Origin of the sequence: Bradyrhizobium iriomotense (genome assembly GCF_030160715.1) — a bacterium.
GTDB lineage: Bacteria > Pseudomonadota > Alphaproteobacteria > Rhizobiales > Xanthobacteraceae > Bradyrhizobium > Bradyrhizobium iriomotense.
In genome coordinates, this window is sequence record NZ_BSOW01000011.1 from 250,907 (window position 1) to 264,803 (window position 13,897).

The following is a 13,897-nucleotide window of genomic DNA, read 5'->3' on the forward strand; positions in this document are numbered from 1 at the left end:
TGAGCGCGTAAGCTAATCATGGTCCGGGTGCTGATGGCTGACGATGGTCGCCATCTTCTCCGGCCCGTAATTCTGTTGCGTGGTCTGGCTCGGCAGATTGGCGATTCCGACCACCCAGCCGAGACGGGACTCGGTTCCGTACTGCCGGGTCGGCACCACATGGTCCGGCCGGTCGAAAGCGCCGGTCATGATCTCGATGCGCTCGCCGTCGATGCGGTGAAAGCTCAGTGGCGTGCCGCAAGCGGCGCAGAAGTCGCGCATCGCGATCGAGGAGGATTGGAATGCCGCCGGCTGTCCCTTGGTCCAGGCGAAGTCCGTCTTGTTGACATCGGCGAAGGACGCGAACGGTGCGCCGCTCGCCTTCTGGCACATCCGGCAATGACAGATGCTGACCTTGTTCGGCGCAACCGCCAGCGCGAAGCGAACCGCGCCGCATTGGCAGCCGCCGGTGAGGACGGGTTTGCTCGTCTCGGTCATGCCTGCTCCATTCGTCGATAGGCGTCTTGCAGCGTGGCCAGCGCATCGGCACCGGCAAAGATGAACCCGATCACGCCGGCTGCGCGCAGGCTCGCCTCGTTCTCGCCCGGCCGGCCTGCCAGATAGATATGCTGTGCGCCCGCGCTTTGCAGGGCCTTGGCCGCAGCTTCCGCATGGGCCGCGTAGACCTTGTCGCTGGAACAAAGGCAGGCGAGCTCCGCGCCCGACGCCTTGAAGGCGGCAGCAAGCTTTGCCGGATCGGCAAAGCCCTCGCTGTCGACGGCCAAAATGCCGCCGGCTTCAAAGAAGCTCTTTGCGAAGGTTGCGCGCGCGGTGAAATCGGCCGCCGTGCCGAGATTGGCCAGAAACACCTTTGGCCGCGCGCCGCCGGCCTTCAGCTTTGCGTCGGATCGATCGCGCAGCGCCTCGAAAGGTTGCGCAAGGCGGATCGGCGCAAGCGGGTCGAACTTGAATTTTTGCTCGCCGTAAGGCGCAAGCGCGACCGGCGTCGCCGGCAGCACGGCCACGTCGCTCTCTTGCAGGTTCGGAAACTCGCTCGCGCCGGTCAGCACGTCGCGGCGCTTTGCGATGTTGGCCTCGCGCGCCTTGCGCGTTGCGGCGACCTTACCCTGGATCACGCCTTGCTGAAGCGCGGCAAAGGCGCCGCCGGCTTTTTCGGTTTCCTGGAACAGCGCCCAGGCCGCCTCGCAAAGCTGCGCCGTGAGCGTCTCGATGCCGCCTGCGCCCGCGGCGGGATCGGAGACCTTTGCGAGATTGCTCTCCTCGAGCAGCACGAGCTGCGTGTTGCGCGCCACGCGCCGCGCGAATGCGTCGGGAAGACCGAGCGCCAGTGTGTGCGGCAGCACGGTGACGGCATTGGCGCCGGCAAGGCCTGCGGCGAACGTCGCCATGGTCGCGCGCAACATGTTCACGTATGGGTCGCGCTGCGTCAGCATGCGCCAGGCGGTGTCGGCCGTGACGAACAGCGGCTTCGGCGTCAAGCCGCAGGCCTGCTCGATGCGCGCCCACAAGTGCCGCAGCGCGCGGAACTTTGCCATGGTCAGGAACTGGTCGGCATCGGCGGCAAGCCGTGCATAGACCATGCTTTGTGCCTGCTCGAGCGGAACGCCGGCGCCTTCGATCGCGCGCAAATACGCAACGCCGCAGGCGAGCACGAAGGCGAGCTCCTGCACCTCCGATCCGCCGGCATCGTGGATCACGCGTCCGTCGGCGGAGGCGAACGGTCCCTTGAAGCCGAGCGCTGCGAGACCCTTGATCCCGCCGGTCACCGCGGGAACGATCTCCTCCCAGGCATAGGGGCTGTGACCCCAGACCGCGCCGGCGGCGAGCGGATCGAGGCCGAAGCGGATGTCGCAGGCGGTGGGATCGATGCCCTTGCTCTTGACGTATTCCGCAACATGGATCGCGGCCATCCGCGATTGCGGGCCGACCTGAAGCTCGATGCCGATGCCGGCATCGAGGTGAATATCCTTCAAAACCTTTGCGACTGCATCCGCCGTCGGTTCCAGGCCAAAGCCGTGGCTGCCGTTGCCGCCGGCAAACACCAGCGCCAGGCCCGACGCGCCGTTTTCCAGATCGTCAAGCGCCTGCGCATTCGCGAGGGCCGCATCGGGATGGTCGATCCGCTGCATCACTTGCCAGGGCGCGGCCGCCGGCCGTCCCACCACGGGCGCGACATCCTTGGCGCGCGGATAGAGTGGATCGATCTTCAGCCCGTCATAGGTCTTGCCGATGAGCTTTTCGAACGGCGCGCCCTTCAGCACGCCATCGACCAGCTTACACCAATCCTCGTAACTCGCCTTGGGGAAGTCAGCGGCCAGCGGCAGATCGTCAGTCACGGCGGTCATTCGGCAGGAAACTCCCGGACATATTCGTTCTCGTCGTTGGGGGCGAAATTGCCACGGCCGGCCGCCCCTGCAAACGGTTGTTTTTGGTTAACCGGTATCCGGAAGCCGGTCGATTCCTTGTGTTGAGACGCTGGCGAGGCCGTCGCGTACGCGGATGCCGCCAATCATGCGATCGGGCGCGATGTCGGCGAGCGGCACCAGCACGAAGGCGCGCTCGAACAGGCGCGGATGCGGCAGCGTCAGCTCCGGCGTTTGCAACGACACATCGTCATAGGCGATCAGGTCGAGATCGAGCGTGCGCGGCCCCCAGCGCCGCTCCTTGGTCCGCGTGCGGCCGAATTTTTGCTCGACCTTTTGCAGCACGGATAGCAACGCCTGCGGATCGAGTTTGGTCTCGATTTCGATGCAGGCGTTGATGAAGGGGGCCTGGTCCTCGTCGCCCCAGGGCGGGGTGGAATAGTCGGACGAGCGCGCGAGCGGCGCTGCCTGCGCCATGCTGCAGATGTCCGAGATCGCCTGTCTGAACGTCGTGCGGACGTCGCCGACATTGCCGCCGAGCGCGATGATCGCGCTAGCCATTGTGCGGGTGCCGCGAGCGTGTCAGCACGACGCCGACGTCATCGAAGATGGCGGCGATCGGTGCATGCGGCTTGTGCACGGTCACCTTCACCGCACGGATGCGCGAAAAATGCGACAAGATGGCATCGGCGACCGCACCGGCCGCGCGCTCCAAAAGCTTGTAATTGGTGTTCTTGAACGCAGCCGTCGTGGTCGCAACCACGTCGGCATAGGAGACCGTGTCAGCGAGCCGGTCGGTGCGCGAGGATTCCTGGAGGTCGGCGTAGAGCTCGAGGTCGATGACGAAGCGCTGGCCGACCTCGGTCTCATGCTCCATCACGCCGTGGCGGGCATGGATCACGAGGCCGGTGACGAAGATCGTATCGGTCATGGCTTGCTCTCGATGGCGGTGGCGACCCGCAGGGCTTGCAGGGTCTCGGCGACGTCATGGGTGCGGATGATCCGCGCGCCGCGCTGCGCGGCGATGAGATGGGCGGCGATCGAGCCGCCGAGCCGCTGCTGCGGCTCCGACGGTGATACGGATGCGATGAAGCGCTTGCGCGAGGCGCCGACCAGCACCGGCAGGCCGAAGGCGCTGAGCTCGTTGAGGTGCGCCAGCGCCGTCATGCTCTGCTCCGGCGTCTTGCCGAAGCCGATGCCGGGGTCGAGCACGATGTGGTCCTGAGCGATGCCCGCCTTCGTCGCGATGTCGAGCGAGCGTTGAAAGAACGCGATCATGTCCTGCATGATGTCGATGGCGGGATCGACGCTGTCGCGGTTGTGCATCACGATCACGGGGACTTTTCGCGCCGCGACCACGGCTGCCATGCCGGCGTCACGCTGCAGGCCCCAAACGTCGTTGGCGATCGCGACGCCCTGGTCGAGCGCGAAGGCCACGACCTCAGACTTCATGCTGTCGATCGAGACCGGCACGCCGAGTGCGACGATGTCGGCGAGCACGGGTTTGAGCCGCCGCAGCTCCTCCTCCGCCGTGACCGGCCGGGCGCCCTTGTAGGGCCGGGTGGATTCGGCGCCGACGTCGATGATGTCGGCGCCATCGGCGATCATCGTGCGCGCCCGCGCCCGCGCCTCGTCGGGCGCGATGAATTGCCCACCATCGGAGAAGGAATCCGGCGTGACGTTGAGCACGCCCATCACGGCCGGGACCGGCCTGGCCAGCAGCGTCCGCAGCCATGCTGCGTTGGACGGGGCAGGGTGCGAGGGCAAGGCGCTCATGCGGTCGCTTTGCGCGGTCGGGGAGGTCAAGTCAAGACGCATCGCTCCGCCTTTGCTCGTCGAGCTACGGTGCTGGCTTCTCGTAGCGATTTCTCGACGTCGTCCTGGACAAGCGAGCGCCGATCCAGGGCCCATTGCCACCGCTGTTGCTGGTGTGCCCGGCTGTGGCCTCAACGCGCAAAACAGCGACCTCTCGGGATTGGGTCCTAGCTTTCGCCAGGACGACACCGAAAATGTAGCGCTGTATGTGGCCTAATACGAAATCTTCGGCGGCAGCTTGCGAGCCTTGGCGATGAGGTCGCCGACGGACTTCTCCGACGGCAGCACGCGGACCAGCTTCCGCTTCTCGTTCACCTCGCGCATGTTCTGCGCCAGCCGCGACGGGTTGCGATAGGCGAGCTCGCGGACGGTGGTGACGCCCGCGGCGCGGACGAGGTTGACCTTGGCCTTGCCCATGCCGGGAATGCGCATGTAGTCGGATACGTTGGCCCATTCCAGGAGCTGCTGCTCGCTGATGCCGGTCCTGGCGGAGAGCGCCTTGCGGCCCTTCACGGTGCTCGCAGCTTCGAGCAGCGCGACGGTGGTGCGGATGCCCTGCGCCTTCAGCTTGCTGGCGGCGAAGGCCGACAGGCCCTCAATGTCGGAGATGGGATATGTCATGGTACTCAATATGAAGTGCGAAAGCCTCAGGCGAACTGGCTGAGGCCAGGCGTCCCCGCAATGATCTTGCCCATCTGATCCGCTCCGATTTTGTCTCGACCAAACCGAAAGAGTTCACGAGCGATCTTTTGAATATCGGACATGCCGAGCCCAAGGCCCATCAGCCGGGTACCGACGGCCATCAGGCCGCCGCCCATCAGGCGTGACAGGCCGCCGCCGCTTTGCGACGCGGCAATCGCGGCTTCGGCACCGGGAATGTGGTCGATCAGAGCCTGAACGCTGTCGGAAGGGCCTTCGTTGCGCAGGAAGCCCAGGACAATGCCGACGGTTTTTTCAGCGACAGCACTATCGATGCTGGCGTTTGTCGCCAGCCGCCCGATCAGCTCGTCCATCTTGCCTGCCCCTCAGCCGGTTCAAGTCCGGAGTCTTGCTTCTGAAATGATCTTGAGCCGGTGCGTTAAGAATTACAAGCGACGAACGCATGAGCGGCGACGAATCGCGCAGGGAGTGTTGCAGCGATGCAAGAGCAAAAGATGGAATCCGCGAAAAATTGCCGCGGTGCGCACTTATCGTTCCGACTTTCGGCGAAGAGACGCACACCTCATCTCTCACGATGTCGCATTTGCGCGCCTCACGAGGTGCGTTGACCGGTTCAACCGGCACCCAACATACGTTAAACTACGGAACCCAAAGTTCGCATTCCCCAGCAAGGCAAACAGCAATGGCGACACAAGACACCAAACCCGGCGATACCAGCGACAAGATCTTCGTCGGCAAGGGAGACGAGACCGCCTGGCTGACTCTTGCGCTTGCCAACCGCCATGGCCTCGTCACCGGTGCAACCGGAACCGGCAAGACGGTGTCGTTGCAAGTGATGGCGGAAGGATTTGCGCGTGCAGGCGTGCCGGTCTTCGCCGCCGATATCAAAGGCGACCTTTCGGGCATCTCCGAGGTGGGGGAGGCCAAGGATTTCATCGTCAAGCGCGCGGCTGACATGGGGCTGACGTTCCAGCCCGACCAGTTCTCGACGGTATTTTGGGACGTGTTCGGCGAGCAAGGTCATCCCGTGCGCGCAACCGTCACCGAGATGGGCCCGCTTCTGCTGGCCCGCATGCTGGACCTCAATGACGTGCAGGAGGGCGTGCTCAACGTCGCCTTCCGCGTCGCCGACGACAACGGCCTGACCTTGATCGACATGAAGGACCTCCGGGCGCTGCTCGACGCCATCGTGCCCGACACAGCCAGGAAGGGGCCGGATGCCGGAGAAGATCCGCTGGCGCCGATCCGGAAGGCTGCCCAAGGTTTCGGCAACGTCACCAAGGCAACCGTCGGGACCATCCAGCGCCAGCTCCTGGTGCTGGAGAACCAGGGCGGCACGAAATTCTTCGGCGAGCCGGCGCTGACGCTGAAGGACTTCATGAAGACTGATCGCGACGGCCGCGGCATGATCAACATCCTGGTCGCCGACAGGCTGCTTCAGAGCCCGCGGCTTTACGCGACATTCCTGTTGTGGATGCTGTCGGAGCTGTTCGAGGAGCTGCCCGAGGCGGGCGATCTGCCCAAGCCGAAGCTGGTGTTCTTCTTCGACGAGGCCCACCTTCTGTTCAACGACGCGCCCAAGGCGCTGATGGACAAGATCGAGCAGGTGGTTCGCCTGATCCGCTCCAAGGGCGTCGGCGTCTATTTCGTCACGCAGAACCCGATCGACGTGCCCGACCGGGTGCTGGGCCAGCTCGGCAACCGCGTGCAGCACGCGCTGCGCGCATTTACTCCGCGCGACCAGAAGGCGGTCGCGGCCGCGGCGCAGACCTTCCGGCCCAATCCGAAACTCGACACCACCAAGGTGATCATGGAGCTCGGCAAGGGCGAGGCGCTGGTGTCCTTCCTCGAAGGCAACGGCACGCCATCGATGGTCGAGCGGGTGATGATCCGCCCGCCCTCGGCGCGGATCGGGCCGATCATGCCCGAGGAGCGCAAGGAGATCATGGATGCAAGCCCGGTGAAGGGCAAATACGACACCGCGATCGATTCCGAATCCGCCTACGAAATCCTGCAAAAGCGCATCGCCGGCACGGCGGCGACCGCGGACGGTTCGGCGAGCGGGAGCGAGGGCGGTATCCTCGGCCAGATCGGCTCGATCGTCGGCACCATCTTCGGCACCAACACCGGGCGCGCCCGGCTGACCACCGGCCAGCGTGTCGTGCGTGACGTGACGCGCACGGTCACAAATCAGGTGGTCGGCGGCGTCGTCGCCGATCTCGGCAAGTCGGTCGGCGGCCAGCTCGGTGGCTCGGTTGGCCGCGCCCTGGTGCGTGGCGCGCTCGGCGGATTGCTGCGGCGCTAATGCCCGAGTAAATTCCAGCGAAGCGGTCGGGCTGGTTTGCGGCCGTATTCGTCTTGCGACATCTGAGGGAAGAGCCTCCCGACCCTGGCTCGATCCCGCACCAAAGCGCGATGAGATTAGGATGAATCGTCATCGCGCTTTAGGTTGTTGTTTGAGCATGATCTTTTCGGAAAACCGCTTCGCACTTTTCCGGATCATGCTTTATCTGTATTTTGCCCAGGTTGATCGAGCCGTGATCCCGACCGAATTCTCAGGCAAGCCAGGTGTGCTCAGGACTCCGTCGCTGCGTGCGCCGCTGGACGTTTTGTACCTGCTGTGCTGCGTGGCGCTGACCGCCGACGTCCTCGTTCCCGAGATCTTTGGCAACGGCAAGACAAAGGACTACGCGTTGTGGTATTGGGCCGGGCAGCAGGTGCTGCATGGCGGCGATCTCTATCCCAACGATCCCGCCGCCCAGTTTGCCTTCTTGTATCCGCCGCTGCCCGCGATCCTGCTCGCGATTCCGAGCTGGTTCGGCAAGATCCCGCTCTACATTGTCCTCTCGATCCTGAATGCGGTGGCGTGGTGGTACACCGCGCAATTCTCCCATGCGATGTCTGGATCGGGGCGCAGGCCGGGCCCGTGGCTGGAAGCGTTGCCGGGCTTCGTCACTATCTCCTTCGTGTTCGACATGTTCGACCTCGGCCAGCCGAACCTCGTCCTGCTGGCAATGATGCTCTACGGGTTCTGGAGTCTCCAGCATCAGCGTTGCTGGCTTGGCGGATTCATGTTCGCGCTCGCCACCGTCATCAAGGTATTTCCAGTCGCGGTCCTGCCGTATCTGATCTGGCGGCGGCAGTGGCCTGCCGTCGTCAGCATGATCGCCTTTACGGGCATCCTTCTCTTCGTGGTGCCCGCGCCAATACGCGGCTTCCAGCACAACGTCACAGAGCTCAAGACTTGGTATCAGGGCATGGTCGGCTCGAGTTCGGAAAAAGGTTTTGGCCAGCGTGAGGAGCAGAACTGGTCGTGGGTCAACCAGTCGGTCATCGCCGTAACCCACCGGCTGGTGCGGCCGATCAACTGGAATCAGGACGATTCGGCGAAGAAGCCGTCGCGCACGATGAATGTGATCAACGTCGATTACAAAGCTGCGAACTGGATCGTGCTTGCGGTGTCGGCAACGTTCGGGCTCGGCTTTCTCGCCGTGATGCCGCCGCAGCGGCGGCGAACGGAACGGTCGGACGCCGACGAACTCGGAATCCTGTTCTGCCTGATGACGGTGGCCTCGCCGCTCGCGCGGCAATATTACTTCATGTGGCTGTTCTTCCCGATGACGGTGCTGTTGCATCGCGCCGCTTTCGACGATCGCCCAGGCGTGCGACTGGGAACCTGGATCGCCCTGGCCGTCGCGGGCATCCTCATGCTGTTGTCGCTGCCGCTGTTTCCCTTGGTCCTCCAGGCCTGGGGCAACAACCTCGCCGCCACCGCCATTCTCGGCGTTGCGCTGGCCTGGCACATAAGGCATCCGCCAGATGCGTCTGGCTCGAAAGCCGCGGCGGCGCTAAAAGCAGCAGCTCCTTGAGGCCCACCGCAAGTCAGGAACGAAAACAATGTCCAATGCACAGCTCCAGTCCGTGCTCGATCACATCGACAAGGATTTCGACAACAGCCTGACGCGCCTGTTCGCGCTGCTGCGGATCAAGTCGATCTCGGCCGATCCGGCCTTCGCCAATGATTGCAAGGCGGCGGCCGAGCATCTCGCCAAGGACATCGCAAGCCTCGGCGTTGCGACCGAGGTGAGGCCGACCGCGGGCCATCCGGCCGTCGTCGGCAAGAGCAAGGCGAGCGGACGTCCGCACGTGCTGTTTTACGGACATTACGACGTGCAGCCGGTCGATCCGCTCGATCTCTGGCACCGCCCGCCGTTCGAGCCCGTCGTCACGGACCATGCCGACGGCCGCAAGATCATCGTCGCGCGCGGCGCCGAGGACGACAAGGGGCAGGTGATGACCTTCGTCGAGGCTTGCCGCGCCTGGAAGACGGTGACGGGCGCGCTGCCGATCGACGTCACCTTCCTCATCGAAGGCGAGGAGGAGGTCGGCTCGAAGAATTTCGTGCCGTTCATTGAAGCCAACAAGGACGAGTTCAAGGCCGACTATGTGCTGGTCTGCGACACCGGCATGTGGGATCGGAACACGCCGGCGATCACGACGTCGCTGCGCGGCCTGTTGTATGAAGAGGTGAAGATCACCGCCGCCAACCGCGACCTGCATTCCGGCGTGTTCGGCGGTGCTGCGATGAACCCGATCCGCGTGCTCACCAAGATCCTCGGTGGGCTGTTCGACGATGACGGCCGCATCACCATTCCCGGCTTCTATGACGGGGTGAAGGACCTGCCTGCGGATATCCTCGATCAGTGGAAGAAGCTCAATCTGACGCCGGAGACGTTCCTCAAGCCGATCGGTCTGTCGATCCCGGCCGGCGAAAAGGGACGCCTGCTGATCGAGCAGGCCTCCTCGCGTCCGACCTGCGACGTCAACGGTATCTGGGGTGGCTATATCGGCGAGGGGTCCAAGACGGTGATCCCGTCACATGCCTCTGCAAAAGTCTCGTTCCGCCTGGTCGAAGGGCAGGATCCTGCGAGGATCCGCAAGGCCTTCCGCGACTACGTGTCGGCGCGCATTCCGGGCGACTGCAAGGTCGAGTTCGGCGACCATTCGGCCGCGCCTGCGATCGCGCTCGACTGGAACATGAAGCCGCTCGCTGCCGCCAAGAAGGCACTGACGGACGAATGGGGCAAGGAGACCGTGCTGATGGGCTCGGGCGCCTCGATCCCGATCGTTGCCGACTTCAAGCGCACGCTTGGGCTGGATTCGCTGCTCGTCGGTTTCGGGCTCGACGACGACAACATCCACTCGCCGAACGAAAAGTACGATCTGCAGAGCTTCCAGAAGGGCATCCGCTCCTGGGCCCGCATCCTCGCCACGCTGGCGGAGGTGAAGTAGGGAAACTCTGTCCTCGTCATTGCGAGCCACCGGGTCCGCGCGCTGCGCGGCCCGATGACAGGCTCCGCAAAGCAATCCAGAATCTTGCCGCGGAGGCATTCTGATTGCTTCGTCGCAAGAGCTCCTCGCAATGACGACAGCCCAAACAAAAACGCCGCCCGGAATTGGGCGGCGTTTCATTCCAGAACGTGCAGAGGTCGTTCGAGGAAGATCCTACACGAATCCCTGTAAATCTCAAGTGCGGTAGCCGGGATTGACGCGGTCGAGCTTGCGCAGCAGAGGCGGCCACACCAGGTTGGTGGCGCGCAACTCGGCGCGGTCGCGGTTCGACAACAGCTCGGTGTTCTTCTCAATCGCGATCTCCTCGACGGGATAGACCGGCGTGCCGAGCGCACGCGTGCGCACCTGCATCGAGCAGGCGCGCTCGAGGTGATACATGCGCTCGAACGCGGAGGCGACCGAGCGGCCGACCGTGAGCGTGCCGTGATTGCGCAGCAGCATGTGGTTGTGATCGCCAAGGTCCTTCTGGAGCCGCGGCCGCTCCTCGTGATCGAGCGCGATGCCTTCATAGTCGTGATAGGCGAGGTCGTGGGTGACGAGCTGCGCGGTCTGGTTCAGCGGCAACAATCCTTCGGCGCTGCTCGACACCGCGGTGCCGTCGAGCGTGTGAAGATGCAGCACGCAGATCGCATCCTCGCGGACCTCGTGGATCGCCGAATGGATGGTGAAGCCGGCCGGGTTGATGCTGTATTCGCTCTCGCTGAGCTGATTGCCGTGCAGGTCGACCTTGACCAGGCTCGATGCGGTGATCTCGTCGAACATCAGCCCATAGGGGTTGATGAGGAAGTGGTGCTCGGGGCCGGGGACGCGGGCGGAGATGTGGGTATCGACCAGGTCGTCCCAGCCGTAAAGGGCGACGAGGCGATAGCAGGCGGCGAGATTGACCCGCTGTTGCCACTCGGCCTCCGTCATGTTCGACGGCACTTCCTTCAGGCGCGCTTCCGCTGGCGACATGGCAATTTCTCCGAACCTCGTTGTTGCGGAGCGGGAGCCTAGTCCTGTGAGCGGGTCGCAGCAAGGCGCGCGATGCGCGGCAGTCAAGCGTAGCCCGCATGAGCGAAGCGACATGCGGGGTCGCGCCAAAGGTCCCGGATTTCGCTTCGCTTCATCCGGGGCTACAGGTCAGGAGAAGAATATTACGGCGCCGGGATCGACAGCAGGCTGGAAATGCTGCGGCCGCGGATGTCGTAGACGCGGGCGAACACTACGTCGTCGCGCTTGATCTCGACCATGACCGGCGCGGTGAGGCCCTTGCAGTAGAATTCGCCGAGCGTCATGGCGAAATCTGCGGCGTTGGAATCCCAGCCGATGGTGAAGTCGGGACCGAGCGCGACCTGCGCCGGGCGCTGCGGGCCGCACACCGCGACCTTCCATTTGCGATTGCGCGGCGGGACTTCCTGCCGCTCGATGAGCTGCTCGCGCAGCTCGTCGGAGGCCTGCTTCAAGGCCAGGCCCCAATAGTCCAGCATGAAGCGGTCATCGGCGCCGCGCACGGTGCCGGCGACATGGTTGAAGTGCGTGTATTGATAGGGATGCAGCCGGATCATCTCGGCGAGCGGCAGCGCGAGACCGAAGCAGAAGGTGGCGAGCACGACCGGCTGCCAGGCGCGATGATTGGCCCGCAGGCGCTCCATGGTCCAGGCAAAGGCGACGCCGCCCAGAACGGCCATCGGCGGAATGACGAAGACGAAGTGGCGGATACCGTTGTAGAGCGCCGGCCGCTTCACCATCGCGATCACGAGCGGCAGCGTGGCTGCGAGCGTCAGCATCAACAGGATGGTCTTGCGGCGTGCCGGAACCTCACGGCGCGGCAGGATGACGAAGGTGCCGATGACGGCGCCGATCGTCAGCACGAGCATGACTTCGGGCAATTGCAGCGCGAACAGCGTCGGCAGGTACGACCATGGCATGTCGGGCACGGACACCAGCGCGCCGTCGAACATCTCCTTCCAGGGTTTCTCGAAGAAGTGCGAGAAGTAGGTCAGCGCCTCGAACGGATTGCCGGGTTCCATGATCGACCATGGCCAGATCAGGCCCATGATGAGGTAACCGACCACGAGGCCGGGCAGCAGCACATAGACGACATGGGCGAAGCGGCGGATCGCCTCGCGGGTGCCTTCGATGCGCAGCTCTTCCAGAAACAGCGGCATGAAGCCGATCATCGCGTAGACGAGCGAAAGGCCCCCGAGAATGCGCGTGCCGATCGAGAGGCCCGCGCCGAGGCCGACGATCAGGATCGTGCGCGGCGAGGGCTGCGGATATTCCTCCGCGAGTCGTACCAGGCCGAGCATCAGGATGATCATCGCGACGGCGAATGGCGCATCCTTCGGGTTCATGAACATGTGCCCGTAGAAGATCGGGCAGAGCGCGAGCAGCAGCAGCGCGGCGAGACCGGCGAGCGGTCCGCCGATGCGGCGAGCGAGCCGCCAGGTCACCGCAAGCCCGATCACGCCGACGATGGCGCCGACGAGACGGCGCGTCTCGAACAGCTCGATCGGCATGACCTTGTGCAGGAGCGCCGCGACCATGTCGAAGCCGCCGCCATACATGTAGAGATTGGCGAAGGAGAGCGCCGCGGTGTCCTTGAAGCCGGAGCCGAACATGCGCAGCAAGAGGTCGGCATATTCGGCGTGGGTGTAATCGTCCCAGCCAAGCCCGTAGTCGCGGAAGGTCAGCCCCGCGATGACCGCGACCGCCGCCAGCACCAGCATGGCAAGGTCATCGCAGGTCCGCTCAATCGAGCGCCGTAGAGGCGTGTCGATCGCCGAAGTGGTTATGGATGTCATGGCAGTCGGTGACCCGGAATCCCCTCTCGACCATGCCGTCGCGCACGGCCCTTTTTCCCGGGAACCCTATAGCGCAGTTCCATTTCCAAGTAATTGCGCATTATGGCTAAATTCCTGATGCAACGCAGCAATTTCCAGATCCCGGATCTTTGGTAGAGCTAGCGAAATGTTGCTGAAGGAAATGTGAATAAGTCTCTGATTTCGCTATTTTAAGGAACGGCTATGGCAGTTGGCCGTTGGCGAGGCGTGCGATATGACGATATCGTGGCTAGGCGGTGTCGCGTGCTCATGCGCGGCCGGGGGTGAGTTCAATGACGCTGGCATTGTTGATCGCGGGGATTTTCGCCTTTGTGGCGGGTCTCCTCACGGTCCTTTGGGGCATCTCGCTCAAGGAATTCAGTCTCGGCAGTACCCTCATACTCAGCGGGACCATCGGCGTCTGCTCCGGGGTGTTACTGGTAGGCATGTATGCCGTCGTTCAGGAGTTGAAGGGCATCGCCCGCCGGCTCGCCGGAACGACGGCACTGTCCGAGGTTCGGGTCAGGCCGGTGCTCCCGCCGGGCCTTGCACCAGCGGGCGTGTCCGGGCCGGAAGCGGTCCTCGCCGAAGCTGCGAAGGTTGAGCCTGCAATGCCGGCATCTCCGGCTGCGCCGCCGCCTTGGCTGGATGAAGCAGCGGCGCGTGCGCGCGCCGAAGTGCCGCCGGTGCCGGAAGCGCCCGCACCTGCGCCGGAAGCGCCGCGCCGGCGCAATCTTTTGTTCGCTTCGACCTCGCGCAAGGAGCGCGAGCGCGCGCAGGCCAAGGCTGCCGAGGCCGCACCGGGTGAGGAGCATCCGGCGCCCGTGGCTGCCGAGCCGGCAGAGCCGGCGGCGAGCTTCGACGATGCCTGGCCGAAGCCCGAACGCATGCGGCCGCCGGAGG

At 64.3% G+C, this 13,897-nt stretch carries 13 protein-coding genes; 4 read left to right on the top strand and 9 right to left on the bottom strand.

From position 1 onward, the window contains the following. Positions 1-12: 12 nt before the first annotated feature. The 7 genes from QQL28_RS17805 to QQL28_RS17835 all read right to left on the bottom strand — a co-directional run bounded on the left by QQL28_RS17805 (position 13) and on the right by QQL28_RS17835 (position 5,191). A complete protein-coding gene (locus tag QQL28_RS17805; protein ID WP_284267358.1) occupies positions 13-477 on the bottom strand; it encodes a GFA family protein in 465 nt (154 codons plus the stop codon). After that, on the bottom strand, positions 474-2,345 hold the full coding sequence (locus tag QQL28_RS17810; protein WP_284267359.1) for a methylmalonyl-CoA mutase family protein: 1,872 nt from the start codon (positions 2,343-2,345) through the stop codon (positions 474-476). Before QQL28_RS17810 ends, QQL28_RS17805 begins: the two co-directional genes overlap by 4 nt. Positions 2,346-2,432: 87 nt before the next feature. Then, the gene (folK, locus tag QQL28_RS17815; protein ID WP_284267360.1) at positions 2,433-2,924 is read right to left on the bottom strand and encodes a 2-amino-4-hydroxy-6-hydroxymethyldihydropteridine diphosphokinase; all 492 of its coding nucleotides are present in this window, start codon (positions 2,922-2,924) and stop codon (positions 2,433-2,435) included. Then, on the bottom strand, positions 2,917-3,294 hold the full coding sequence (folB, locus tag QQL28_RS17820) for a dihydroneopterin aldolase (protein ID WP_284267361.1): 378 nt from the start codon (positions 3,292-3,294) through the stop codon (positions 2,917-2,919). Before folB ends, folK begins: the two co-directional genes overlap by 8 nt. Next, entirely contained in the window at positions 3,291-4,139 is an 849-nt protein-coding gene (folP, locus tag QQL28_RS17825) for a dihydropteroate synthase (protein ID WP_284267373.1), read from the bottom strand. Before folP ends, folB begins: the two co-directional genes overlap by 4 nt. A 252-nt stretch (positions 4,140-4,391) precedes the next feature. Then, positions 4,392-4,799, bottom strand: a complete 408-nt coding sequence (locus tag QQL28_RS17830) for a DUF4332 domain-containing protein (RefSeq protein WP_284267362.1) — start codon at positions 4,797-4,799, stop codon at positions 4,392-4,394. Positions 4,800-4,825: 26 nt separating this feature from the next. After that, complete coding sequence (locus QQL28_RS17835) at positions 4,826-5,191, bottom strand: DUF2267 domain-containing protein (protein ID WP_284267363.1); 366 nt, start codon at positions 5,189-5,191, stop codon at positions 4,826-4,828. A gap of 329 nt (positions 5,192-5,520) precedes the next feature. Between QQL28_RS17835 and QQL28_RS17840 the strand changes: the two genes are divergently transcribed. The 3 genes from QQL28_RS17840 (at position 5,521) to QQL28_RS17850 (ending at position 10,130) form a co-directional block, all read left to right on the top strand. Then, positions 5,521-7,143, top strand: a complete 1,623-nt coding sequence (locus QQL28_RS17840) for a helicase HerA-like domain-containing protein (protein WP_284267364.1) — start codon at positions 5,521-5,523, stop codon at positions 7,141-7,143. Positions 7,144-7,339: 196 nt separating this feature from the next. Next, positions 7,340-8,707, top strand: a complete 1,368-nt coding sequence (locus QQL28_RS17845) for a glycosyltransferase family 87 protein (RefSeq protein ID WP_284267374.1) — start codon at positions 7,340-7,342, stop codon at positions 8,705-8,707. A gap of 28 nt (positions 8,708-8,735) precedes the next feature. Then, complete coding sequence (locus QQL28_RS17850; RefSeq protein WP_284267365.1) at positions 8,736-10,130, top strand: M20/M25/M40 family metallo-hydrolase; 1,395 nt, start codon at positions 8,736-8,738, stop codon at positions 10,128-10,130. A 234-nt stretch (positions 10,131-10,364) separates the two neighbouring features. On the opposite strand, the gene QQL28_RS17855 is transcribed toward QQL28_RS17850, so the two are convergent. Continuing rightward, positions 10,365-11,144 (bottom strand): class II aldolase/adducin family protein, encoded by a 780-nt coding sequence (locus QQL28_RS17855; RefSeq protein ID WP_284267366.1) that lies wholly within the window; start codon positions 11,142-11,144, stop codon positions 10,365-10,367. A 182-nt stretch (positions 11,145-11,326) separates the two neighbouring features. Then, complete coding sequence (locus QQL28_RS17860; protein ID WP_284267367.1) at positions 11,327-12,976, bottom strand: glycosyltransferase family 39 protein; 1,650 nt, start codon at positions 12,974-12,976, stop codon at positions 11,327-11,329. A 311-nt stretch (positions 12,977-13,287) separates the two neighbouring features. Here QQL28_RS17860 and QQL28_RS17865 point away from each other — a divergent pair. Next, a partial coding sequence (locus tag QQL28_RS17865; protein ID WP_284267368.1) for a DUF308 domain-containing protein occupies positions 13,288-13,897 on the top strand: 610 nt, incomplete at its 3' end.

Excerpts from the sequence above, each read along its gene's own strand:
- QQL28_RS17855 (WP_284267366.1), bottom strand. The coding sequence starts at position 11,144 with ATGTCGCCAGCGGAAGCGCGCCTGAAGGAAGTGCCGTCGAACATGACG.
- QQL28_RS17850 (WP_284267365.1), top strand. The coding sequence starts at position 8,736 with ATGTCCAATGCACAGCTCCAGTCCGTGCTCGATCACATCGACAAGGAT.
- folP (WP_284267373.1), bottom strand. The coding sequence starts at position 4,139 with ATGAGCGCCTTGCCCTCGCACCCTGCCCCGTCCAACGCAGCATGGCTG.
- QQL28_RS17835 (WP_284267363.1), bottom strand. The coding sequence starts at position 5,191 with ATGGACGAGCTGATCGGGCGGCTGGCGACAAACGCCAGCATCGATAGT.
- QQL28_RS17860 (WP_284267367.1), bottom strand. The coding sequence starts at position 12,976 with ATGACATCCATAACCACTTCGGCGATCGACACGCCTCTACGGCGCTCG.
- QQL28_RS17845 (WP_284267374.1), top strand. The coding sequence starts at position 7,340 with ATGCTTTATCTGTATTTTGCCCAGGTTGATCGAGCCGTGATCCCGACC.
- folB (WP_284267361.1), bottom strand. The coding sequence starts at position 3,294 with ATGACCGATACGATCTTCGTCACCGGCCTCGTGATCCATGCCCGCCAC.
- QQL28_RS17805 (WP_284267358.1), bottom strand. The coding sequence starts at position 477 with ATGACCGAGACGAGCAAACCCGTCCTCACCGGCGGCTGCCAATGCGGC.
- QQL28_RS17830 (WP_284267362.1), bottom strand. The coding sequence starts at position 4,799 with ATGACATATCCCATCTCCGACATTGAGGGCCTGTCGGCCTTCGCCGCC.
- folK (WP_284267360.1), bottom strand. The coding sequence starts at position 2,924 with ATGGCTAGCGCGATCATCGCGCTCGGCGGCAATGTCGGCGACGTCCGC.
- QQL28_RS17840 (WP_284267364.1), top strand. The coding sequence starts at position 5,521 with ATGGCGACACAAGACACCAAACCCGGCGATACCAGCGACAAGATCTTC.
- QQL28_RS17810 (WP_284267359.1), bottom strand. The coding sequence starts at position 2,345 with ATGACCGCCGTGACTGACGATCTGCCGCTGGCCGCTGACTTCCCCAAG.